Below are 21238 nucleotides of genomic sequence, written 5' to 3' on the forward strand. Positions count from 1 at the left end.
CTGCGTTGTGTGAACGCAAGCGCTTTCTCGGCAGTGCCCGCTAAAAATAAAGCAGTGCGCGGGGACCGTGGCTCACTTGGACCAGCCGCCTGATTGCGTCGAGCCCGGCACTCGTAGGAGTTCATGTCCTCAACTTGATTTCAATCAAGGGCCGCGCAGGGGAGTGGGTCCTACCATGATCGCCAAGATCCTGTCCTTAAGCCCTGGCGTCCATGACCCCTCCCTTTGTGATGCTGCACCCATCCCGCTTCTGGCTCCATGGGCTGTTCGTTCTCCTGCTGTTGATCGCAAGCCTCGCCCAGGCCAAGGACTACGGAGATATCCAGCAACAGCGCATCCACCAGGTCCTGAGCCCGGTCGATTCGATCTCCGAGCCCGACGGCCCCTTCAAGGTTCGCAAACTGTCCGCTGCCGGCAAGGTCGTCGGCTATGTGTTCCAGAGCTTGGATGTGGTGGACATTCCCGCTTATTCAGGCAAGCCCATCAACGTCCAGGTGATCCTCGATCCGGCCGGTGTGATCCTCGATGCTTTTGTGCTTGAGCACCACGAACCGATCCTGCTGATCGGCATTGCCGAAGAAAAACTCCACGCGTTCAGTGCCCGCTACAGCGGCATCAAGGTCAATCAACGGGTGGTGGTGGGGCATTCCAGCGACCCCAACGCGGTGACGGTGGATGCAATTGCCGGCGCCACCGTGACGGCGATGGTGGTCAATGAAGTCATCATGCGCGCCGCTCACGATGTCGCGGTTTCCCTGGAGCTGGTCAAGGGGGACGCGGGGTTGGCGGTGGCGCCGGCACGCGTGCGCGATGACCTCTACGAACCCGCCGACTGGAAAACCTTGACCGGCAACGGCGCGGTGCGTCGCCTGCACCTGACGCGCGGCCAGGCCGATGCTTCCTTCAAGGGGACCGAGGCCGAGGGTGTTGAAGCCGCCAGCGCCGAGCAAGCAGACGACACCTTCATCGACCTGTATGTCACCCACCTGAACCCGCCCACCATCGGTCGCAACCTGCTGGGCGAGGCGCAATACCGCACGTTGATGGCCGAACTCAAACCCGGCGAGCAGGCCATCGCCGTGATGGGCAGCGGTCGCTATTCCTTCAAGGGCTCGGGGTATGTGCGCGGCGGCATTTTCGATCGGGTACAGGTGCGTCAGTTCGGCGACGCCATCAGCTTTCGCGACCTGGACTTCCAGCGTCTGGACGACGTGGCGCCGACGGACATGCCGGAGTTCGACGAAATGGCGATTTTCATCGTCCGCGCCTCCCACCGTTTCGACCCGGGTTCGCCCTGGAGCCTGGAGCTGCTGGTGCGTCGTCAGACCGGACCTGTCAGTGGCATCTTCAGCAGCTTTGAACTGGCTTATCAATTGCCCGAGCCCTATCTGGAAAGGCCATTGCCAACGGCTGAACAACTGGCAGCTGCCGAAGAAGCCAGCCGACCGATGTGGTTGACCCTCTGGTACCAGAAAAGCCTCGAGATCAGCGTACTGGGCGTGGCCCTGCTGGTGCTCACGGCGATCCTGTTCCTGCAGGATGCGCTGGCCCGGCGCCCGAAGCTGTTGCACTGGGTCCGCCGTGGCTACCTGATGTTCACCGTGGTGTTTCTCGGTGGTTATGCATTGGCCCAGCTGTCGGTGGTCAATGTGCTGACCTTCGTTCATGCCCTGTTCGAAGGCTTTCGCTGGGAACTGTTCCTCACCGATCCGCTGATTTTCATCCTTTGGGTGTTCACCGCCGCCAGCATTCTGTTGTGGGGGCGCGGGGTGTTCTGCGGGTGGCTGTGTCCGTTCGGTGCGTTGCAAGAGTTGCTCAACGAGCTGGCGCGCAAGTTGAAAGTGCCGCAGTACGAGCTGCCGTTCGCCGTCCACGAGCGACTCTGGGCAATCAAATACATCATTTTGCTGGTGCTGTTCGGCGTCTCGCTGGAGTCGATGTCCAGCGCCGAACGGTTGGCCGAAGTGGAGCCCTTCAAGACCGCCATCACCCTCAGGTTCGACCGTCAGTGGTGGTTCGTGGCGTATGCGCTGGGTCTGCTGGTGGTCAACCTGTTCACCCGCAAAGTCTATTGCCGCTACATCTGCCCGTTGGGGGCCGCCCTGGCGATGCCGACCCGGCTGCGATTGTTCGACTGGCTCAAGCGCCGCAAGGAATGTGGCAACCCCTGCCAGCTGTGCGCCAAGGAATGCGAGATCCAGGCGATTCACCCCGATGGCCGGATCAACGCCAACGAATGTCACTACTGCCTCGATTGCCAGATGACCTGGCACAACGAAAACAAATGCCCGCCACTGATCAACAAGCGCAAAAAGCGCAGCAAGGCGAGCGCGACCGAGACGCAACTGATTCCCGTGGTGCAGGTGACCCCGGCGCCTTAAGACACCCGAATGTCCTGTCCCTTGACCCTTTCATTCTTCATGGAGCACACAGCATGAGCGATAAAAAAACCGAAACCAGCGGCGCGGTCGAAGAACCCAGGGGCGTCAGCCGTCGAGGATTTCTAGGGACCAGTGCGGTGACCGGCGCCGTACTGGCCGGCGCCACGGCGCTGGGCGGCGCGGTGTTCACCCGTGAGTCCTGGGCTGCGGCGGCCAAGGAAGCCAAGTCCAAAGTCCACGTCGGCCCCGGCGAGCTGGACGACTATTACGGTTTCTGGAGCGGTGGCCATCAGGGCGAGGTGAGGGTGTTGGGCGTACCGTCCATGCGCGAGCTGATGCGTATTCCGGTGTTCAACGTCGACTCGGCCACCGGTTGGGGGCTGACCAACGAAAGCAAGCGCATCCTGGGTGACAGCGCCAAGTACCAGAACGGCGACTGCCATCACCCACACATCTCCATGACCGATGGCAAATACGACGGCAAATACCTGTTCATCAACGATAAGGCCAATTCCCGGGTCGCGCGCATTCGCCTGGATATCATGAAGTGCGACAAGATTCTCACCGTGCCCAACGTCCAGGCGATCCATGGCCTGCGCCTGCAAAAGGTGCCGTACACCAAGTACGTGTTCGCCAACGCCGAATTCGTCATCCCGCACCCCAATGACGGTCGCACGTTCGACCTGCAAGACAAGAACAGCTACACGATGTTCAACGCCATCGACGCCGAAAAAATGGAAATGGCCTTCCAGGTGATCGTCGACGGCAACCTGGACAACTCCGACGCCGACTACACCGGCAAGTACGCCGCTAGCACCTGCTACAACTCCGAGAAGGCCTACGACCTGGGCGGCATGATGCGCAACGAGCGTGACTGGGTGGTGGTATTCAACATCCCGCGCATCGAAGCGGCGATCAAGGCCGGCAAGTTCATCACTCTGGACGGCTCCAAGGTGCCGGTGGTCGATGGTCGTAAAACCGATGGCAAGGACAGCGCGTTCACCCGCTACATCCCGGTGCCGAAGAATCCCCACGGGCTCAATACCTCGTCCGACGGCAAATACTTCATCGCCAACGGCAAGCTGTCGCCCACCGTCTCGATGATCGCCATCGACCGGCTGGATGATCTATTCGACGACCGCTACAAAGACCCGCGCGAGGTGATCGTCGCTGAGCCGGAACTGGGCCTGGGGCCGTTGCATACCACCTTCGACGGGCGCGGCAATGCCTACACCACCTTGTTCATCGACAGTCAGGTGGTGAAGTGGAACATGGACGAGGCCATCCGTGCCTACAAGGGCGAGAAGGTCAACTACATCAAGCAAAAGCTCGATGTGCAGTACCAACCCGGCCACAACCACGCGTCCCTGACCGAAACCAGCGAGGCGGACGGCAAATGGCTGGTGGTCTTGTGCAAGTTCTCCAAGGACCGCTTCCTGCCCACCGGTCCGCTGCACCCGGAAAACGACCAGTTGATCGACATTTCCGGCGAAGAGATGAAGCTGGTACACGATGGCCCGGCCTTTGCCGAACCCCATGACTGCATCCTTGCCCGGCGTGACCAGATCAAGACCCAGAAGATCTGGAGCCGCACCGATCCGTTCTTCGCTGAAACCGTGGCCTTGGCCAAGAAGGATGGCATCAACCTGGAGACCGACAACAAGGTCATCCGTGACGGTAACAAGGTGCGGGTCTACATGACTTCGATGGCGCCGGCCTATGGCCTGACGGAGTTCACCGTCAAGCAAGGCAACGAGGTGACGGTGACGATCACCAACATCGACCAGATCGAAGACGTCTCCCACGGCTTTGTCATGACCAACCACGGCGTGAGCATGGAGATCAGCCCGCAACAGACCTCGTCCATCACCTTCATCGCCGACAAGGCCGGTTTGCATTGGTACTACTGCAGCTGGTTCTGCCACGCCCTGCACATGGAAATGGTCGGGCGCATGCTGGTTGAAAAGGCCTGAGCAGGTTCAACGAGGAGACGGGTTCAATGACCGGTAACCAGCAACAGCCTGCGGGCTACGCTCGCGCACCGGTCATTGCCCTGGTGCTCCTGCTACTGTCGGGCGGCGCGCTTGCCGCGCCGCAGCCGATCACCGACTTGCCATTGCAGGCCGACGGTGAACGGCAATGGCGCCTGCCTGCGGGCCAATACCGCGGCTCGTTCAGCATCGACCAACCCATGACCCTCACGTGCGCGCCGGATGCGGTATTCCAGGGGCAGGGTGAGGGCAATGGGTTGATCATTCGCGCCCCGAACGTCCAGGTCCAGGGCTGTACCTTCCTGAACTGGGGCCACGACCTCACGGCCATGAATGCCGCGGTGTTCATCCAGCCTGTCGCCCAGGGTGCGGTGGTCCGTGCCAACCGCATGCAGGGCCAGGGTTTCGGTATCTGGGTCGATGGCGCGCGGGACGTCAGCCTGATCAACAACCGCATCCAGGGCGATCCCGGGCTGCGCTCCCAGGACCGGGGGAACGGCATTCACTTGTACGCGGTACACGGTGCCCGGGTCATCGGCAACCACGTACGCGAGACCCGCGACGGCATCTATATCGACACCTCCAACGGCAACCTGCTCGAGGGCAACATCCTTGAGGATTTGCGCTACGGCGTGCACTACATGTTCGCTAACGATAACCGTCTGTTGGGCAACGTCACCCGGCGCACCCGCACCGGTTATGCCTTGATGCAAAGCCGTCAACTGACGGTCATCGGCAACCGCTCCGAACAGGACCAGAACTACGGGATCCTGATGAACTACATCACCTATTCCACCCTGCGCGACAACGTGGTCACCGATGTTCGCGACGGGTCCACCGGCGACACCATGATCACCGGTGCCGAGGGCAAGGCCCTGTTCATTTACAACTCATTGTTCAACCGCATCGAAGGCAATCATTTCGAGCGCAGCGCGGTGGGCATCCACCTGACCGCCGGTTCGGAGGACAACCGCATCGCCGGCAACGTGTTCGCCGGCAACCAGCGCCAGGTCAAATACGTGGCCACGCGGTTGCAGGAGTGGTCGGTGGACGGGCGCGGCAATTACTGGAGTGATTACCTGGGTTGGGATCGCAATGGCGACGGACTGGGAGACGTGGCCTATGAACCCAACGACAACGTCGATCGCCTGCTGTGGCTGTACCCCCAGGTACGGCTGTTGATGAACAGTCCGGGTATCGAGCTGCTGCGCTGGGTACAGCGGGCGTTCCCGGTCATGAAATCCCCCGGGGTGATGGACAGCCATCCATTGATGCACGCGCCGCTCCAGCCCCCGCCACGCAACAGTGCTCAGGAGGACGCGTCTTGAACGTCGTCGAGATCGAAGGCGTCAGTCAGCGCTACGGCAATGCCGCTGTGCTGCGCGGGCTGAACCTGAACCTGGCCCAGGGCGAAGTGCTCGGCCTATTTGGGCACAACGGTGCGGGCAAGACCACGACCATGAAACTGATACTCGGTCTGCTGCGCGCCAGTGAGGGTCAGGTGCGAGTATTTGGCCGGGAGCCGAGTGATCCGGGCGTGCGCAGAATGCTCGGTTACCTGCCGGAGAACGTGATGTTCTATCCGCAGTTGAGCGGGCTGGAAACCCTGCGCCATTTCGCCCGGCTCAAGGGCGCGGCGCCAGAACAGGTCGAGCGCTTGCTGGAGGAGGTAGGGCTGGCGCAAGCGGCCCGGCGGCGTGTGCGCACGTACTCCAAGGGCATGCGCCAGCGCCTCGGGCTGGCCCAGGCCTTGCTTGGCCAGCCGCGACTGCTGTTGCTGGACGAACCCACCGTCGGCCTGGACCCCATCGCCACCCAGGACCTCTATCAACTGCTCGATCGGCTGCGCTGGCAGGGCACCAGCATCATTCTTTGTTCGCACGTCTTGCCTGGCGTGGAAGCTCACATCAACCGCGCCGCGATTCTCACCCAAGGTCGCCTGTTGGCCCTGGGCAGCCTGGACCGGTTGCGCGAAGACGCGGGGCTGCCGACGCTGATCCGCGCCTCGGGCCTGTCGCGGGCCGACTGGCTTCGCCAGCATTGGCGCAGCGAAGGGCACCTCACCCAAGGGTGGGGCGCGCAAGGGCTGCAGGTGTCCGCGCCGGATGGCAGCAAACTCAAGTTGCTGCGCCAGTTACTGGCCCAGGATGACCCGACGGATGTCGAGATCAAACCGCCGTCCCTGGAAGATTTGTACCGTCACTACATGGTTCGCGCGGCGACCGAGGAGGCCGGCTCATGAACCCGATCTGGAACATGGCCCGCAAGGAATTCAGTGACGGCTTGCGCAACCGCTGGTTGTTGGCGATCAGTCTGTTGTTCGCCGTGCTGGCCATCGGCATCGCCTGGCTTGGCGCGGCGGCGTCCGGCCAGTTGGGGTTTACCTCGGTGCCGGCAACGGTGGCGAGCCTGGCCAGCCTGGCAACGTTCCTGATGCCGTTGATCGCCTTGTTGCTGGCCTATGACGCGATCGTCGGCGAGGACGAGAGCGGCACCTTGCTGCTGTTGCTGACGTATCCGTTGGGGCGCGGGCAGTTGCTGCTGGGCAAGTTTGTCGGTCACGGCCTGATCCTGGCGCTGGCGACCCTGATCGGCTTTGGTTGCGCGATGTTCGCCATAGCCCTGCTGGTGGACGATATCGAGCTGAGCCTGCTGCTCTGGGCCTTTGGCCGCTTCATCGTCTCCAGCACGCTGTTGGGTTGGGTTTTTTTGGGGCTGGCCTATGTGCTGAGCAGCCTGTCGGCGGAGAAATCCACCGCCGCCGGGCTGGCGCTGGGGGTGTGGTTTTTCTTCGTGCTGGTGTTTGACCTGGCGTTGCTGGCACTGCTGGTGCTGAGCGAGGGCCGGTTCAGTCCGGACCTGCTGCCGTGGCTGTTGCTGTTCAACCCCACCGATGTGTATCGGCTGATCAACCTGTCGGGGTTCGACGCCGGTTCCAGCGGCCTGGCAGTGCTGACCTTGGGCAGCGACCTGCCGATGCCCGGGCCTTGGCTCTGGCTGTGCCTGTGGTTGTGGATGGCTGTGCCGTTGTGGCTGGCCTATCGGTTGTTCAACCGTCGGTGTCCGTGATTTCTGATCTTGATAGAGGGAGCATGTAACGATGAACAGGGTGTATTCGAGGACAGGCCGAGTTCTCGCCGGAGTGTTGGTGTGCCTGGTGCTGGTGGCATGCGGCAAGCCTGAGTCGACACCGGCCTCAAAGGCGGCGCTGGCGTTCCATCCCAGTGACGAGTGCCATGTCTGCGGCATGGTCATCACGGATTTTCCCGGACCCAAGGGCGCCGCAGCGACCGCCAGCGGCGTGAAGAAGTTCTGCTCGCCGGCCGAGATGCTCGGCTGGTGGCTGCAGCCGGAGAACCATCGGGCCGACGTCCAGTTGTACGTCCACGACATGGGGCGCAGCCACTGGAACACCCCGGATGATGAGCACCTGATCGATGCCCGGACCGCCTATTTCGTCGTCGGCTCCAAGCTCAAGGGCGCCATGGGCGTCGTCCTGGCCACGTTCGCCGACGCCCAGGCGGCGGAAAAACTCGCCCGCGAGACCGGCGGCCAGGTGCTGCGTCTGCAAGACATCGACCAGAAGCTGCTGGGACAGGCCACCGCTATGTCGCCGATGAATCATTGAACGAGCAACCTGCTCCCGCTGAGGTGAGCAGGTTTGCCCTGATCGCCCGTTCAGTGAGACGTACCTTCGGCAAATTCGATCTTGTTGCCCACGTTGTATTTGCCTGAAGGTTTGTTCATGGGCAGGCGCTTGATTTCCTTGAGGGTGTGGCTGTCGTAGACGATCAGCGCGCCGTCGGTGTCCCAGATGCTCAACAGCAGGTAGCGGCCGTCGTGGGTAAATTCGACGTGGGCGGCGGTTTTGCCGGGCATGGGGCGCAAGGTGTGGGCGATTTTCAGGGTCTGTTTGTCGATCAGGTGGATGGCATCGTTGCCGGCGGCGAAGAACACGTCGGTCCAGGCATAGCGGGAGTTGGCATGGCTGCGCAGGAAGAAACCCGGCCCGAGGGTAGGGATCTGCCTGATGACTTTCCAGGTGTTGATGTCGATCACCGACACCAGTCCTTTGCTGATGTTGGGGGTCGCGAACACCCAGCGGCCATCGCGCTTCCAATAGGTGCCCGAGCCCAGGTGCGGCATGCCCGGCAAGCTGATGTCGCTGACCACCTGGCCACTGTCAAGGTCGATCACCTGTCCACCCTGGGCCTTGCGCGAGGTGGCGAGCAACTGGCGATAGTCGGGTGAGAAGGAAAAGTCATCCAGATGATCCTGGACCTCGATGCGCCTGGGCACGAAGTCCGGGTTCGGACCGGTGGGCAGTTCCCAAACCTCGTTCACATCCTTCAGTGCGACGATGAAGCTGTTGCGCGGCGCAGCGGTATAGACCGCGCTGACCCGCGAAGCTTGGCCATCCCTGCCCAGCGTCGCGATCGTCTTGACCAGGGACAAGTCCCGGGCATCCAGCACCGCCAGATTGCCGGGCAGCGAGTTGCCCACCAGCACCCAGCGACCGTCCTTGCTCACCGCCAGGTTGCGAGTATTGAGCCCGGCCCGCACTTCGGCGATCAGCTTGAGGTTGTGCAGGTCATACAGGCTGATCCAGCCATCGCGCGACGCCAGGTAGACAAAACGCCCGTCCGGGGAAAACTTCGGTCCGCCATGCACTGCAAAGTGCGAGGCGAAGCGCGCGAGCACCTCGAACCGATCCCCGTCGACCACCGCGACGTGATGATTGCCGGCTTCCACCACCACGAACAGGTTCAGCGGGTCGGCCCGGTGTTGCGGCTGGTCGGGCAATGTGGCGACGTCCACCAGCACCCGATGACTTTGGCGAATATCCTCTTCATTCCAATTGGGCGCGACGCTGGGCGGACGCTGGAGATAAAGCGCCAGGGCGTCGATTTGTGCAGGCTCCAGCAGCGTACCGAAGGCCGCCATCTGACTGGCGGGGCGGCCATTTTCGATCACCTGGCGAATTTCGCCGGGCTTGATCCGGCCCAGGCTCTGGGGCAGTAACGCCGGCCCGGCGCCGCCGATGCGGTTCACGCCGTGGCATTGTTGGCAGAGCTGCTGGTAATTGCGCTCGGCCTGTTCCAGGTCGGCACCGGTGGTAACGGCGCCATGGCTCGTACCGATCCACAGCATCGCAAGCCCGATGCGTTTCATAGCGCCACCTTCAAAGGCTGGGGTTTGGGATGAACGCGCGCCGGATGCTGCATCGGCTGCTGGGCAAACAAGCCGACCACCTTACCGATCACCGTCAATGTCGGCAGCCCTTCAACGCAATCTCGTGCCATGGCCGGCAGTTGTTGCAGGGTGCCACGTAGCACCTGCTGGTCGGGACGAGTGCCGTTGCTGATCAATGCCGCCGGAGTCTCGGCGGCCAGGCCTGCGGCCATCAACCGTGCGGCAATGCTGCCCAGGTTCGACAAGCCCATGTAGAACACCAGGGTCTGGCTATCATCCGCCAGGCTTTGCCAAGGCAGGTTCAGATCACCTTCGCGCTGCAAGTGGCCGGTGATGAAACGGCAGGAATTGACCAGGTCGCGATGGGTCAGCGGAATGCCGGCGTAGGCGCTGCAACCGGATGCGGCAGTGATACCGGGCACCACCTGACAATCGATACCACGGGCCAGCAAGTATTCCAGCTCTTCGGCACCGCGACCGAAGATGAACGGGTCGCCGCCCTTGAGCCGGACCACCCGCTGGCCCTGGTCCGCGAGGTCGGCCAGCAATTGGTTGATCTGGGCCTGGGGCAGACTGTGGCAGCCGGCGGCCTTGCCGACGTAATGTCGGGCGCACGTCAGCGGGATCAAACCCAGCAGTTGCGCACTGATCAGGCGGTCGTAGACCACCGCGTCGGCCTGCATCAACAGGCTCCAGGCGCGTAACGTCAGCAAACCAGGGTCACCGGGACCGGCGCCGACCAACGCGACTTCCCCCGGTCTGAAGGACGATTGCAGGGCAGCGGGCAGAACGATAGAGGCAGACATGGGACTTCCTTGGTTCATCATCAGGTTCGCCGTCGGGTTATCGGGCGCAGGGCAATGCAACGCTGGGAATCAAAGTGCTGGGGAGCGTGTGCAAGCCGATTTCGTCATCGCTGAGGTGGCAGCCGGGGTCCTGGCCCCACAGGTCGCCGTCGGCCCAGGCGCGTGTGCGGGTGTTGCCATTGCAGATGGCCAGCCAACGACACTGTCCGCAGCGGCCACCCACGGTGCGCGGATGCTCGCGCAGTTTTTGCAGCAGAGCGTCGGGACGTTCCAGCCAGAGTGTGCGAAAGGGCGTCCGGCGCACGTTACCCACCGAGTGCTGCCACCAGTAAGTGTCGGGGTGTACCTCACCGGTGTTGTCGATATTGGCAATGCCGCTGCCCGAGGCGTTACCGCCCCAAGCCTTGAGCATGCGTTCCAGTTCGGCGTAGTGATGGGGCAGGCGTGAGGCTACCCATTGCAGCAACAGCACCGCATCGGCGTCGTTGTTGCCGCTGACGAAGTCCGTGTCGCGTCCGTGCAGGATGTCGCTCCAGGCCCGCTCGAAGATCAGGAGCATGGCCTCGCGGCTCATCTGTTGCCGGGCGTCGAGCTGACGACTGCGCTTGCCGCGACCGCTGTAGTTGAGGTGCGACAGGTAGAATTTCTGCACGTCGTATTCGCTCATCAGATCCAGCAGTCGCGGTAGCTGGGTGTGGTTCTGCTGGGTCAGAGTGGTGCGCAACCCGACCCGAATCCCGCGTTCGCGACACAACCTGATGGCCGCCATGGAACTGGCGAAACTGCCTTTGAGCTGGCGGAAGGCGTCGTGCGTCGCTTCCAGGCCATCGATGCTGATGCCCACATAATCGAAGTTCGCCGCCTCGATCTGCTCGATGTTGCTCGGGTCGATCAGCGTACCGTTGGTGGAAAGCGCCAGGAAGAATCCCTTGCGCCGGGCATAGGCACTGAGCTGGAACAGATCCTCGCGCAGCAGCGGCTCGCCGCCGGACAGGATCAATACCCGTACGCCCGCGTCATGCAGGTCGTCGATGACCTTGAGCGCCGCGGCCGTGTCCAGCTCATCACGAAACACGCTGTCGGCCGAGGTGGCGTAGCAGTGTTTGCAAGTCAGGTTGCAGCGCCTGAGCAGATTCCAGATCACCACCGGCGCTCGTGTACTGCCCGGTGGTGCAACACGCGGCGCGGGACATTGACCGGCCAGGGCACGCAGGTAATGGCTGATCCTCAACATAAGTCACTCCTTCCTTGTGGGGGCTAGGTTTGCCCGCCCTGAAGCCGATGCGGTCCCTCAGAAACCGAGGCGGCTGTTTCGCGAGCAAGCTTTGCTCCCACCGGCGACAGGCGCAGGCCGGTTTTTTTCAGGATGCGGCTGCTCACCAGCATGTCGTCGGCGCTACAGGCCTCACCCAGCAGATAGCGCAGGTGCTCGCGATAGCTGTCGATTTCCTCGCGACTGCGGCCATGGACCATGGCAAACAGGTTGTAGCGCCAACCGGCCCGGCGTGGGCGGCGGTAGCAGTGGCTGACAAAAGGCTGCGCACCCAGCAGCGCGCCCAGGCGCGGCACATCGGCGTCGGCGACATCCCAGACAGTCATGCCGTTGTGGCGATAACCCAGGCGATAGTGATTGGGCACCGCGGCGATGCGGCGGATCGCGCCTTCGGCCTGCAAACGCTTGAGCAGGTCGAGGGTCGATTCCACGCTCAGCCCCAGTTGCTCGGCCAGCCAGGCCCAGGGATCTTCGAGCAAGGGCAGGCCGTCCTGGGTCAGTTCCACCAGCCGCAGGGCCAGTGGCGTTTCATCCAGGCGAGGCAGCGTCTGCGGCAACGGCTCAGACCGGGAAATACAGGCCGACATGGTAAGTCTCCTCCTTGGGCAGGTTCAGCGGCTCCAGGCCGGTCAGGCGTTCGATACGCAACAAGGTGTCGCTGATCGCCTGTTCACTGGGGCAGGCAAGCACGAACCACATGTTCCAGGCGTGCTCGCGACGGTAGTTGTGGGCCACTTCGGGCATGGCCGCGAGCAGCTCGGCGATGGTGTCGAAACGCGGTTCGGGCACCGCCAGCGCCGCCAGGGTGAACGCGCCGCCCAGGCGGTCGATGTCGAACATCGGGCCGAAGCGGGTGAGTACGCCGTCGTTGAGCAACTCGTGCAGCCGGTCGAGCAGTTCGGTACTGCTGCTGTCCAGTTCATCGGCCAAGGCTTGCCAGGGCTGGCGTACCAGCGGCAAACCCAGTTGCAGGCGATTGATCAGGCGTCGGTCCAGGTCATCCATCGATCGCCACTCCGGCCGGTGTTGCGTAGCGTCCGCCACACTGCTTGAACAGGTGTGTGCTGAACAGCAACTGGTGCGGCAGATCACTCAACCAGTGCTCCTCCAACAGTGCCTGGACCTGGGCCTCGACACGGTCGCGCTGGCGACCGTGGATCATGCAGAACAGGTTGTATTGCCACTGGGGCAAGCGTCGTGGTCGTTGATAGCAAAGGCTGATGCCCGGCGCCTGGCCAAGGCGGCGACCGACTTCATCGACCAATGCATCCGGCACGTCCAGCACCAGCATGGCGTTGGCGGCAAAGCCCAATGCGCGGTGATTGACCACCAGGCCGACGCGGCGGAACAAGCCCTGTTCCTGCCAGTGCTGCACCTGGTCGAGAACCTGTTGTTCGCTGGCGTCGATCTGCTCGGCCAGGGCCTGGAAGGGCCGTGATGTCAGGGGCAGGCCGGTCTCCAGCAGACGGCGCAGTTGCAGTGACTGGTGGTCACTCAGGGTCGTGTTCATGGGGTAGCCTCCAGGGCAAAGCCCAGGTCGATGCGGTAAGCGGTCAGCATGGGCAGGTCCAGCGGCGTGAGGCCGGTGTCGTTTTCCAGTTCCCGGAGGATGTTGTCCAGGTGGGCACGATCAGGCCCGGTCAGCACAAACCAGAGGTTGTAGCGATGTTCGCGGGCGTAGTTGTGATTGACTTCCGGGTACTGACTGACGCGCGCTGCGACCTGGTGCAATCGGTCCACGGGCACCGCCAGGGCGGCGAGGGTGCTGGCCCCGGCTCGGCTGTGTTCGAACACCGGGCCGACCCGTGACAGGGTGCCCGCCAGTTGCAGGTGCTGCAGACAATCGAGCACCTGGGCTTCGCTGCAACCCAGGGCATCGGCCATTGCCCGATAGGGTTCGGCGCACAACGGCAGACCATGCTGGAACTGATCGATCAGGCGGCGGGCGAGTGGGCTTGGTGTCATGGTCAGTACCCCGGTTTGTGCGCACGGCTGCTGAAGAAGATGCCGCTGGGGCTCAGGGCAGGCAGGCTGCTCAGGCGTTCGAGCCGATACGGATCCCAGACCTGCACCTCACCGCCATCGCGAGCGGACAGCCACAGCTGGTCGCCCCGAGCGGTGAATTCCATGTGCAGCACCCCAGGCCCTGGTCGCAGGTCGGCGATGATGGCGTGAGTCTGGGTGTCGATGACCTGCACCCGGTCATTGTCCGGGTAGGCGAAGTTGACCCACAGCTGTCGGCCATCGGGACGGGCGGTGACAAACACCGGTTGGCCGGCCACGGCGACGGCGTCGACCGGTTGCCAGGAGCGGGCGTCCAGCACCAGCACCTGATGATGGCCAACGGCGGGCACAAAGGCCTGTTGATCGGCCAGGGCCCAGCCTTCCAGGTGGGGCATCTTGTATACCGGGAGCCGCGCCTCGCCGCGCCCGTAATGGTCCAGCACCCGTTTCACGCCGCGCTCCGGGTGCCAGAGGTCAAGTTGCGCCATGCCGTCCTCACCAAACAGTCCGGCCATGTAATAACGCCCGTCCGGCGTAATCAGTGCGTCATAGGGTTGCCGACCGATGGCGGTGAAGCGTTCGATGCGTGGTGTCTGGCCCTGGCTGAAATCGGCGGTCCAGATTTCGCCGGTGTCGAACAGGCTGAATACGAAGCTCTGCCCCGGCGCGTCCACCAGGCCGACCACCCGCGAACGTTTTTGGCCGTCGGGCAATGGTGTGGCCGGAATGTCCGCGACCGGTTCCAGTGTCTGCGCGTCGAATACCTTGACGCCGCCGGGTTCGTAGTTGGAGACGGCGATCAGCTTGCCATCCTGGCTGATCGCGCCACCGATGCTGTTGCCGCCCTGAATGATGCGGTGGTCGATGCGTGCGCTCAGCAAGTCGACCTTGCTTAAGCCGCCATCGCGGCCAAATACATAGGCATAACGTTGGTCGCGGGAAAACACCACCGAGGCGTGCGACAGATCCCCCAGCCCTTCGACGCGGGCGAGGGCGGTGCGGGTGGCGCTTTCGATGATTTGCAGGCTGCCGGTGGCGCGCTCCACCACCACGCCCAAGTCGCCGGTGCCGCGCAGCGGTGGCTGGGCACAAGCCGAGAGCAACAGCACGCAGGCGGTGAGAGACAGCAGAGATCGGATCATGGGGCGGGAGTTCCTTGAAGGAGCCGGTCCACCAACCAGCGAATATCGTCGGGACCGAGCAGCGGCTCCCAGCCGGGCATGGCGCTGCCGGGCCGTCCCTGGGTGACAGTGGCGATGAGGCTGTCGCGGGTTTTTCCCTCCAGGGCATCACGGGTCAGGGGTGGACCGAGGCCACCGGTCAGGTGCAGGCCATGGCAGGCGCCGCAGTCCTGGACCAGCAGGTGTTGTAGTTGGGCCTGGCGCTGGTGGTCGGGAGCGGCCAGCACCGGGGTACAGAAGACGAAGAGGAGGGTGGTCATCCGGGATGCACAGCGGTGTCGGTCCATGACGTACTCCTGTTTGAGAAATAAAGCCGAGAGCGGCCCCTGTGGTGGGAGATTTATGTGGGAGCAAACCTTGCTCCCCCATAAATCCCCTCGCCACAGGGAGATGCTCTTAATCAACGTTACTTAAGGGTCAAGACCCACGCCGCGAGGATCTTGGCTTCTTCATCGGTCACCGGATTGGCCGGCATCGGCATTGGTCCCCAGTTTCCTTGCGTGCCTTCCTTGATGTGCTTGGCCAACAGCTCTTGTGCTCCGGCGACGCCGGCATTCTTTGCCGCCACCTCCTTGAGCGCCGGCCCTACCAACTTGGTGTCAATGGAGTGGCAGGCGCCACAGGGTTTGCTCTTGAACAGTGTCGGGCCGTCCTGGGCCAGTGCCGGTTGCAGGCTGAATGCGGCACTCAAGGTCAGGGCAAGCAGAATAGGCTTCATGGTTTTTCCTCTTATTGATGGGGCTCAATAGATGTCGTGTTGGGTGTTGTAAACGTTGAATTTTCCGGTAGGGGTGATCAGGCGTTTGTCCTTGATCACGCTCTTGAGCTTGAGGGTCTTGTCATCGATCACCACCAGCGCCGACTCGTCTTCCTGGCCGCTCCAGACCGAGAACCAGACTTCATCGCCGGCCTTGTTGTATTCCGGTTGCACCACGCGCATCGCACCTTTCTTGATACCGGCGTACTCGGCAATCGGCAGCACGGTGTAGCCGGCGTCGAGCTTGTCGATGTCGAACACCGCCACTGATTGGCTGAGCTTGGTGTCGGGGCTCAGGGTGGTGTCGACGTACAGGTGACGGGACTTGGGATGGGTCTTGATGAACAGCGAACCGCCACCCTGACCCTGGAGCGAGCCCACCTGTTTCCAGGCATATTGCGGATGCTTGACCGGGTCGGTGCCGATCAGCGAGACGCCGGCATCACCCAGGTGACTGGTAGCCCAGACCGGGCCGTAGAGCGGATGGTTGAAGTTGGCGCCGCGTCCCGGGTGCGGGGTTTTACCGACATCCACCAGGGCGGTGAGCTTGCGCTCCTTGGAGTCGATGACTGCCACCTGGTTGGAGTTGTTCGCCGCCGTCATGAAATAGCGATGGCTGCTGTCCCAGCCACCGTCATGCAGGAACGGTGCGGCGTCGATGCTGGTGATGGTGAGGTTCTTGATGTCCTGATAGTTGACCAGCATCACCTTGCCGGTTTCCTTGACGTTGACGATGAACTCCGGCCACTCATGTGACGCGATGATCGCCGCGACCCGCGGTTCGGGGTGATATTGCTGGGTATCGACGGTCATGCCGCGCGTCGAGACGATCTGCCTGGGCTCCAGGGTCTCGCCGTCCATGATGGTGAACTGCGGCGGCCAATACGAGCCGGCAATGGTGTACTTGTCTTCGTAGCCCTTGAACTTGGAGGTTTCCACCGAGCGGGCCTCGATCCCGACTTTGATCTCGGCCACCTTGGTCGGCTCTTGCGGCCACAGGTCGATCATGTCGATCTTGGCGTCCCGGCCGATCACCAGCAGGTAACGCCCGGACGCCGAGATACGCGAAATGTGCACCGCGTAACCGGTGTCGATCAGCTTGACGATCTTTTTGCTGTCGCCGTCGACCAGGGCAATCTTGCCGTCATCGCGCAGGGTGACTGAAAACAGGTTTTGCAGGTTGAGTGAATTGAGTTGCCGGGTGGGCCGGTCTTCAGGTTTGACCAGCACCTTCCAGGTCTTGAGGGTTTCGGCCATGCCCCATTCCGGTGGGGTAGGCGGGGTGTGTTGGATGAACTTGGCCATTACCGTGATCTGGTCTTTGGTCAGGGCGTTGGAGGTGCCCCAGTTGGGCATGCCGGCGGCTGAACCGTAGGTAATCAGCGCCTCCAGGTAGGCCTGGCCGCGGCCCTGAGTGATGTCGGGTGTCAGCGGTTTACCGGTGGCGCCCTTGCGCAGCACACCATGGCAGCCGGCGCAGCGCTGGAAGTAGATTTGCTTGGCCGCGTCGAAGTCGGCCTGGCTCAGATCCGGCGCGCCTTCGGTCTTGACCATGCGGGCGTCTTGCGGCGCAGCGGGTGGGTTGGCGAAGGCATTGAGTGCAGCCAGCGCCGTACACAGCGCCCCGACCCCCATGACCCACGATTTTTTGTGGCTGATCAGCATTCCATTTCTCCTCAGGCATGACCCGCGCGGCCCTGCAATTGACGTTCGGCGCGCAGATTCTTGGTGCGCTGCAAGGCTATGCCCAGGCCGGTGGTTACCCGCTTGACGGCGATCAAGTTTGCCGGCCACAGCCCTTGCCAGGTTGTCGCAGGGGCCCGTAGCGTGGCTGGCAATCGTGTTATCTGATCAGGTCATGCCATGAACGCTATCCACACCCTTGAACACCCGGCCGAACCTTTCTACCAACCCCAGGACAACGAGCTGGCGTTGTTCGAACAGGCCTGGCGGCACGGCATGCCGGTGCTGGTCAAAGGCCCCACTGGTTGTGGCAAGACCCGTTTTGTCCAGCACATGGCTCACCGTCTGAAATTGCCGCTGTACACCGTGGCCTGCCACGATGACCTGAGCGCAGCCGACTTGGTGGGTCGTCACCTGATCGGCGCCCAGGGCACTTGGTGGCAGGATGGGCCTCTGACCCGAGCGGTGCGCGAGGGGGGCATCTGTTATCTGGACGAGGTGGTGGAGGCACGCCAGGACACCGCAGTGGTGTTGCATCCCTTGGCCGATGATCGCCGGCAGCTGTACCTGGAACGCACCGGCGAGGTTCTCCAGGCACCGCCGTCGTTCATGCTGGTGGTGTCGTACAACCCCGGTTACCAGAACTTGCTCAAGGGCATGAAGCCCAGCACCCGCCAGCGTTTCGTGGCGATGCGCTTTGGCTATCCCACGGTTGCCGATGAAGAGCGCATCGTTGCCCGCGAGGCCGGAGTGGATATGGCTCTGGCGGCCCAGGTGGTGCGGTTGGGGCAGGCGCTGCGTCGGCTAGATCAGCATGATCTGGAGGAGGTGGCCTCCACGCGTCTGCTGATTTTCGCCGCGCGCATGATCGGAGCCGGCATGGACCCGCGCCAAGCCTGTCTGGCCTGTCTGGCCGAGCCGTTGAGCGACGATCCGCAAACCGTTGCCGCATTGATGGATGTGGTCGATGTCCACTTCGGCTGAAGCCGCTGCGCTGTCCACCCGGCGATTGCCAGGGGATCTGGCAATGTGGTTTTTCATCCTCGCCGAACTGACGGTGTTTGCCTTGCTGATCCTGGCATTCGCCGTCGCCCAGGCATTGAACCCGCCGTTGTTCAGCGAAGGCCGGCAAATGCTGGATCGTTCCACCGGTCTGGCGATGACCCTCAGCCTGCTGAGCGCCGGGTTGTTCGCAGCCTTGGCCCAGGAGCAAGTCCGACAGGACCGGCCACGCCAGGCGGCGCTGCTGTTGTGGCTGGCCTTGTTGGTTGCCGGCGGCTACGTGGCGCTCAAGCTCATCGAGTACGCCCACTTGTTGGCCAACGGTCTCGGCCTGGAGCACAACACCTTCTTCACCTTGTACTGGATCCTCACGGCGTTTCACTTTCTCCATGTGTTGCTGGGCATGGTGATCCTTGCCTGGCTGGCCGAGGGTTGCCGGCGGCGGCGTTACGGGGCGCAGCAGTGCAGCGGGCTGGAATCCGGCGTGCTGTATTGGCACATGGTGGACCTGGTCTGGGTGTTGCTGTTTCCGGTTGTCTACATTCTCGGTTGAGCGGAGGTGCTCATGTCGGTTTCCCGTGTCTTGATCGTCTGCTGGATGACACTGGCCGTGCTGAGCATCGGCACCGTTGCCCTGGGCCAGGTCGCTGCCACCGGACTGGTGTCCATCGCCATCCTCGCGGTGGCGGTGACCAAGGCTTGGTTGATCGCCGACGGCTTCATGGAGCTGCGCCATGCGCCGCGATTGTGGCGCTGGCTGGTGTTGAGCTGGGCGGCGCTGCTCGCGATTGTGATTGGGGTCGTGATTTCATTCGCGATCTGAGCCGGAATCACAAAACACCTGTGGCGAGGGGATAAATCCCCTCGCCACAGGACCGGGTTCACTGCGCGACAGCGCAGCGTCGCAGACGCGGCGGCCACTCCCTCGCCACAACAGCTCATCTGCCTTCCTGGCTGTGCTGGAACAACCCACTAAAACCATCGGAGATTCTTGATCGCCATCAAGCGGGTTCTGGACCCTCGCTTCCTAGAATGGACACGCCAAGCAATGAGGAAGTGACCATGTCAGATACCTTTACCAAAGGCATGGCCAGGAATATTTATTTCGGGGGAAGCGTGTTCTTTTTCCTGATATTCCTGGCCCTGACCTACCACTCGGAACAGACCTTTCCAGAACGCAGCAACCAGGCGCAATTGAGCGAATCGGTGATACGCGGCAAGGGCGTCTGGGAGCGCAACAACTGCATCGGCTGCCATACGCTGCTGGGCGAGGGCGCGTATTTCGCGCCGGAGCTGGGCAATGTGGTCAACCGGCGCGGTGGCGAGGAAGCCTTCACGCCGTTCCTGCAGGCCTGGATGAAAATGCAGCCGCTGAACGTTCCCGGCCGTCGCGCCATGCCGCAGTTCAACCTCAGCGAACAGGAAGTCGACGACATCGCCGAGTTCCTCAAGTGGAGTTCGAAAATCAATACCAATGGCTGGCCGCCAAACAAGGAGGGCTGAGAGATGAGCATGGCTAATCCGCATCTGAAATTCGCCTCGCAGGCCGTCGCCAAACCTTACTTCGTGTTTGCCCTGATGTTGTTCCTGGGGCAGGTACTGTTCGGTTTGATCATGGGGCTGCAATACGTGGTCGGCGACTTCCTGTTCCCGCTGATTCCCTTCAACGTGGCCCGCATGGTCCACACCAACCTGCTGATCGTCTGGCTGCTGTTTGGCTTCATGGGCGCGGCGTACTACCTGATACCCGAGGAAGCCGATCGGGAGCTGCACAGTCCGAAGCTGGCGATCGTGCTGTTCTGGGTGTTCGCCGCCGCCGGGGTACTGACGATCCTGGGCTACCTCTCGGTGCCCTATGCCACGCTGGCGAAAGTTACCGGCAACGATTTGCTGCCGACCATGGGCCGTGAGTTCCTGGAGCAACCGACGATCACCAAGATGGGCATCGTGGTGGTCTGCCTGGGCTTCCTCTACAACATCGGCATGACCATGCTCAAGGGCCGCAAGACCACGGTCAGCATGGTGATGATGACCGGCCTGATCGGCCTGGCGGTGTTCTTCCTGTTCTCCTTCTACAACCCGGAAAACCTCGTCCGCGACAAGTATTACTGGTGGTGGGTGGTGCATCTTTGGGTTGAAGGCGTCTGGGAACTGATCATGGGTTCGATGCTCGCCTTTGTGCTGATCAAGGTCACTGGCGTGGACCGCGAGGTGGTCGAGAAGTGGCTCTACGTGATCATCGCCATGGCCCTGATTACCGGGATCATCGGCACCGGTCACCACTTCTTCTGGATCGGCGCACCCGAAGTCTGGTTGTGGGTCGGATCGATCTTCTCCGCGCTGGAACCGCTGCCGTTCCTGGCGATGGTGATCTTCGCTTTCAGCATGGTGAAGAACCGTCGCCGGCAACACCCCAACCGCGCCGCCACCTTGTGGGCCAAAGGCACCACGGTCACCGCGTTCTTCGGCGCCGGCGTCTGGGGGTTCCTGCACACCTTGGCACCGGTGAACTTCTACACCCACGGTTCGCAACTGACTGCGGCCCATGGTCACCTGGCTTTCTACGGTGCCTACGCGATGATCGTCATGACGCTGATCAGCTACGCCATGCCGCGTCTGCGCGGGTTGGGTGAAGCGGCGGATGAGCGCTCGCAGCGCCTGGAGATCTGGGGCTTCTGGCTGATGACGCTGTCGATGGTGATGATCACCTTGTTCCTCACCGCCGCCGGTGTCGTCCAGGTGTGGCTGCAACGCTGGATGGCGGACGGCAGTGCCTTGCCGTTCATGGCGACGATGGACCATTTGAAGCCGCTGTTCTGGGCGCGTCTGGTCAGCGGCGTCGGGTTCCTGGCTGGTTTGCTCTGCTACCTGTTCAGCTTCCGCCAACGTGGCCGCGCCGCTTTGCGCGCACCGGCGGCGGTGGTGCCGTCTTGAAAGGCCACCACTGAGGCCGTGGCGAGGGAGCTT

Annotated in this window: 22 protein-coding genes; 11 read left to right on the forward strand and 11 right to left on the reverse strand. The window is 62.5% G+C overall.

Annotated features, from left to right (window positions below; translation table 11 throughout):
• The first annotated feature begins 212 nt into the window (after nucleotides 1-212).
• From nosR to CRX69_RS17035, 6 genes are read left to right on the forward strand one after another with little or no spacing between them, the layout of a single operon-like run.
• Nucleotides 213-2381 carry a transcriptional regulator NosR gene (nosR, locus tag CRX69_RS17010; protein WP_240539541.1) on the forward strand — a complete coding sequence of 723 codons (2169 nt, stop codon included), beginning with the start codon at nucleotides 213-215 and terminating at the stop codon, nucleotides 2379-2381.
• A gap of 53 nt (nucleotides 2382-2434) precedes the next feature.
• On the forward strand, nucleotides 2435-4354 hold the full coding sequence (gene nosZ, locus CRX69_RS17015) for a TAT-dependent nitrous-oxide reductase (protein WP_047225819.1): 1920 nt from the start codon (nucleotides 2435-2437) through the stop codon (nucleotides 4352-4354).
• Nucleotides 4355-4380: 26 nt separating this feature from the next.
• Nucleotides 4381-5700, forward strand: a complete 1320-nt coding sequence (locus tag CRX69_RS17020) for a nitrous oxide reductase family maturation protein NosD (protein WP_107322412.1) — start codon at nucleotides 4381-4383, stop codon at nucleotides 5698-5700.
• The gene (locus tag CRX69_RS17025; protein ID WP_107322413.1) at nucleotides 5697-6614 is read left to right on the forward strand and encodes an ABC transporter ATP-binding protein; all 918 of its coding nucleotides are present in this window, start codon (nucleotides 5697-5699) and stop codon (nucleotides 6612-6614) included. Before CRX69_RS17020 ends, CRX69_RS17025 begins: the two co-directional genes overlap by 4 nt.
• On the forward strand, nucleotides 6611-7441 hold the full coding sequence (locus CRX69_RS17030) for an ABC transporter permease (RefSeq protein ID WP_107322414.1): 831 nt from the start codon (nucleotides 6611-6613) through the stop codon (nucleotides 7439-7441). The genes CRX69_RS17025 and CRX69_RS17030 overlap by 4 nt, the downstream gene beginning before the upstream one ends.
• Nucleotides 7442-7472: 31 nt before the next feature.
• Nucleotides 7473-8000: a nitrous oxide reductase accessory protein NosL gene (locus CRX69_RS17035; RefSeq protein WP_107322415.1), complete on the forward strand. Its 528-nt coding sequence runs from the start codon at nucleotides 7473-7475 to the stop codon at nucleotides 7998-8000.
• Between the two features lie 50 nt (nucleotides 8001-8050).
• On the opposite strand, the gene CRX69_RS17040 is transcribed toward CRX69_RS17035, so the two are convergent.
• From CRX69_RS17040 to CRX69_RS17090, 11 genes are all read right to left on the reverse strand, one after another.
• Nucleotides 8051-9544 carry a nitrite reductase gene (locus CRX69_RS17040; RefSeq protein WP_107322416.1) on the reverse strand — a complete coding sequence of 498 codons (1494 nt, stop codon included), beginning with the start codon at nucleotides 9542-9544 and terminating at the stop codon, nucleotides 8051-8053.
• Complete coding sequence (cobA, locus tag CRX69_RS17045; protein WP_107322417.1) at nucleotides 9541-10371, reverse strand: uroporphyrinogen-III C-methyltransferase; 831 nt, start codon at nucleotides 10369-10371, stop codon at nucleotides 9541-9543. Before cobA ends, CRX69_RS17040 begins: the two co-directional genes overlap by 4 nt.
• Nucleotides 10372-10408: 37 nt before the next feature.
• A complete protein-coding gene (gene nirJ / locus CRX69_RS17050) occupies nucleotides 10409-11605 on the reverse strand; it encodes a heme d1 biosynthesis radical SAM protein NirJ (protein WP_047225825.1) in 1197 nt (398 codons plus the stop codon).
• Between the two features lie 23 nt (nucleotides 11606-11628).
• Nucleotides 11629-12231, reverse strand: a complete 603-nt coding sequence (gene ahbB / locus CRX69_RS17055) for a siroheme decarboxylase subunit beta (protein WP_047225826.1) — start codon at nucleotides 12229-12231, stop codon at nucleotides 11629-11631.
• Entirely contained in the window at nucleotides 12206-12649 is a 444-nt protein-coding gene (locus CRX69_RS17060) for an Lrp/AsnC family transcriptional regulator (RefSeq protein WP_047225827.1), read from the reverse strand. The genes ahbB (CRX69_RS17055) and CRX69_RS17060 overlap by 26 nt, the downstream gene beginning before the upstream one ends.
• Nucleotides 12642-13154 (reverse strand): siroheme decarboxylase subunit beta, encoded by a 513-nt coding sequence (gene ahbB, locus CRX69_RS17065; RefSeq protein ID WP_107322418.1) that lies wholly within the window; start codon nucleotides 13152-13154, stop codon nucleotides 12642-12644. Before ahbB (CRX69_RS17065) ends, CRX69_RS17060 begins: the two co-directional genes overlap by 8 nt.
• Nucleotides 13151-13609, reverse strand: a complete 459-nt coding sequence (locus tag CRX69_RS17070) for an Lrp/AsnC family transcriptional regulator (protein WP_107322419.1) — start codon at nucleotides 13607-13609, stop codon at nucleotides 13151-13153. The genes ahbB (CRX69_RS17065) and CRX69_RS17070 overlap by 4 nt, the downstream gene beginning before the upstream one ends.
• A 2-nt stretch (nucleotides 13610-13611) precedes the next feature.
• Nucleotides 13612-14790, reverse strand: a complete 1179-nt coding sequence (locus CRX69_RS17075) for a cytochrome D1 domain-containing protein (protein WP_107322420.1) — start codon at nucleotides 14788-14790, stop codon at nucleotides 13612-13614.
• Nucleotides 14787-15116, reverse strand: a complete 330-nt coding sequence (locus tag CRX69_RS17080) for a c-type cytochrome (protein WP_107322421.1) — start codon at nucleotides 15114-15116, stop codon at nucleotides 14787-14789. Before CRX69_RS17080 ends, CRX69_RS17075 begins: the two co-directional genes overlap by 4 nt.
• Before the next feature lie 119 nt (nucleotides 15117-15235).
• A complete protein-coding gene (locus CRX69_RS17085; protein ID WP_047225832.1) occupies nucleotides 15236-15547 on the reverse strand; it encodes a c-type cytochrome in 312 nt (103 codons plus the stop codon).
• Between the two features lie 24 nt (nucleotides 15548-15571).
• Nucleotides 15572-17251: a cytochrome D1 domain-containing protein gene (locus CRX69_RS17090; RefSeq protein ID WP_047225833.1), complete on the reverse strand. Its 1680-nt coding sequence runs from the start codon at nucleotides 17249-17251 to the stop codon at nucleotides 15572-15574.
• 198 nt (nucleotides 17252-17449) lie between these two features.
• Here CRX69_RS17090 and CRX69_RS17095 point away from each other — a divergent pair, with 198 nt between their 5' ends.
• The 5 genes from CRX69_RS17095 to CRX69_RS17115 all read left to right on the forward strand — a co-directional run bounded on the left by CRX69_RS17095 (nucleotide 17450) and on the right by CRX69_RS17115 (nucleotide 21205).
• A complete protein-coding gene (locus CRX69_RS17095; protein WP_076384504.1) occupies nucleotides 17450-18253 on the forward strand; it encodes a CbbQ/NirQ/NorQ/GpvN family protein in 804 nt (267 codons plus the stop codon).
• A complete protein-coding gene (locus tag CRX69_RS17100) occupies nucleotides 18237-18824 on the forward strand; it encodes a cytochrome c oxidase subunit 3 family protein (protein WP_107322422.1) in 588 nt (195 codons plus the stop codon). Before CRX69_RS17095 ends, CRX69_RS17100 begins: the two co-directional genes overlap by 17 nt.
• A gap of 12 nt (nucleotides 18825-18836) precedes the next feature.
• Nucleotides 18837-19094 carry a cytochrome C oxidase subunit IV family protein gene (locus tag CRX69_RS17105; protein ID WP_107322423.1) on the forward strand — a complete coding sequence of 86 codons (258 nt, stop codon included), beginning with the start codon at nucleotides 18837-18839 and terminating at the stop codon, nucleotides 19092-19094.
• A 239-nt stretch (nucleotides 19095-19333) separates the two neighbouring features.
• Nucleotides 19334-19774 (forward strand): c-type cytochrome, encoded by a 441-nt coding sequence (locus CRX69_RS17110; protein WP_047225837.1) that lies wholly within the window; start codon nucleotides 19334-19336, stop codon nucleotides 19772-19774.
• 3 nt (nucleotides 19775-19777) lie between these two features.
• Nucleotides 19778-21205 (forward strand): cbb3-type cytochrome c oxidase subunit I, encoded by a 1428-nt coding sequence (locus CRX69_RS17115; RefSeq protein ID WP_047225838.1) that lies wholly within the window; start codon nucleotides 19778-19780, stop codon nucleotides 21203-21205.
• Nucleotides 21206-21238: the final 33 nt, after the last annotated feature.

This window comes from Pseudomonas rhizophila (genome assembly GCF_003033885.1).
GTDB classification, from domain to species: Bacteria; Pseudomonadota; Gammaproteobacteria; order Pseudomonadales; family Pseudomonadaceae; genus Aquipseudomonas; species Aquipseudomonas rhizophila.

Excerpts from the sequence above, each read along its gene's own strand:
- nosR (WP_240539541.1), top strand. The coding sequence starts at position 213 with ATGACCCCTCCCTTTGTGATGCTGCACCCATCCCGCTTCTGGCTCCAT.
- nosZ (WP_047225819.1), top strand. The coding sequence starts at position 2,435 with ATGAGCGATAAAAAAACCGAAACCAGCGGCGCGGTCGAAGAACCCAGG.
- CRX69_RS17020 (WP_107322412.1), top strand. The coding sequence starts at position 4,381 with ATGACCGGTAACCAGCAACAGCCTGCGGGCTACGCTCGCGCACCGGTC.
- CRX69_RS17030 (WP_107322414.1), top strand. The coding sequence starts at position 6,611 with ATGAACCCGATCTGGAACATGGCCCGCAAGGAATTCAGTGACGGCTTG.
- CRX69_RS17035 (WP_107322415.1), top strand. The coding sequence starts at position 7,473 with ATGAACAGGGTGTATTCGAGGACAGGCCGAGTTCTCGCCGGAGTGTTG.
- CRX69_RS17040 (WP_107322416.1), bottom strand. The coding sequence starts at position 9,544 with ATGAAACGCATCGGGCTTGCGATGCTGTGGATCGGTACGAGCCATGGC.
- cobA (WP_107322417.1), bottom strand. The coding sequence starts at position 10,371 with ATGTCTGCCTCTATCGTTCTGCCCGCTGCCCTGCAATCGTCCTTCAGA.
- nirJ (WP_047225825.1), bottom strand. The coding sequence starts at position 11,605 with ATGTTGAGGATCAGCCATTACCTGCGTGCCCTGGCCGGTCAATGTCCC.
- ahbB (WP_047225826.1), bottom strand. The coding sequence starts at position 12,231 with ATGTCGGCCTGTATTTCCCGGTCTGAGCCGTTGCCGCAGACGCTGCCT.
- CRX69_RS17060 (WP_047225827.1), bottom strand. The coding sequence starts at position 12,649 with ATGGATGACCTGGACCGACGCCTGATCAATCGCCTGCAACTGGGTTTG.
- ahbB (WP_107322418.1), bottom strand. The coding sequence starts at position 13,154 with ATGAACACGACCCTGAGTGACCACCAGTCACTGCAACTGCGCCGTCTG.
- CRX69_RS17070 (WP_107322419.1), bottom strand. The coding sequence starts at position 13,609 with ATGACACCAAGCCCACTCGCCCGCCGCCTGATCGATCAGTTCCAGCAT.
- CRX69_RS17075 (WP_107322420.1), bottom strand. The coding sequence starts at position 14,790 with ATGATCCGATCTCTGCTGTCTCTCACCGCCTGCGTGCTGTTGCTCTCG.
- CRX69_RS17080 (WP_107322421.1), bottom strand. The coding sequence starts at position 15,116 with ATGGACCGACACCGCTGTGCATCCCGGATGACCACCCTCCTCTTCGTC.
- CRX69_RS17085 (WP_047225832.1), bottom strand. The coding sequence starts at position 15,547 with ATGAAGCCTATTCTGCTTGCCCTGACCTTGAGTGCCGCATTCAGCCTG.
- CRX69_RS17090 (WP_047225833.1), bottom strand. The coding sequence starts at position 17,251 with ATGCTGATCAGCCACAAAAAATCGTGGGTCATGGGGGTCGGGGCGCTG.
- CRX69_RS17095 (WP_076384504.1), top strand. The coding sequence starts at position 17,450 with ATGAACGCTATCCACACCCTTGAACACCCGGCCGAACCTTTCTACCAA.
- CRX69_RS17100 (WP_107322422.1), top strand. The coding sequence starts at position 18,237 with ATGTCCACTTCGGCTGAAGCCGCTGCGCTGTCCACCCGGCGATTGCCA.
- CRX69_RS17105 (WP_107322423.1), top strand. The coding sequence starts at position 18,837 with ATGTCGGTTTCCCGTGTCTTGATCGTCTGCTGGATGACACTGGCCGTG.
- CRX69_RS17110 (WP_047225837.1), top strand. The coding sequence starts at position 19,334 with ATGTCAGATACCTTTACCAAAGGCATGGCCAGGAATATTTATTTCGGG.
- CRX69_RS17115 (WP_047225838.1), top strand. The coding sequence starts at position 19,778 with ATGAGCATGGCTAATCCGCATCTGAAATTCGCCTCGCAGGCCGTCGCC.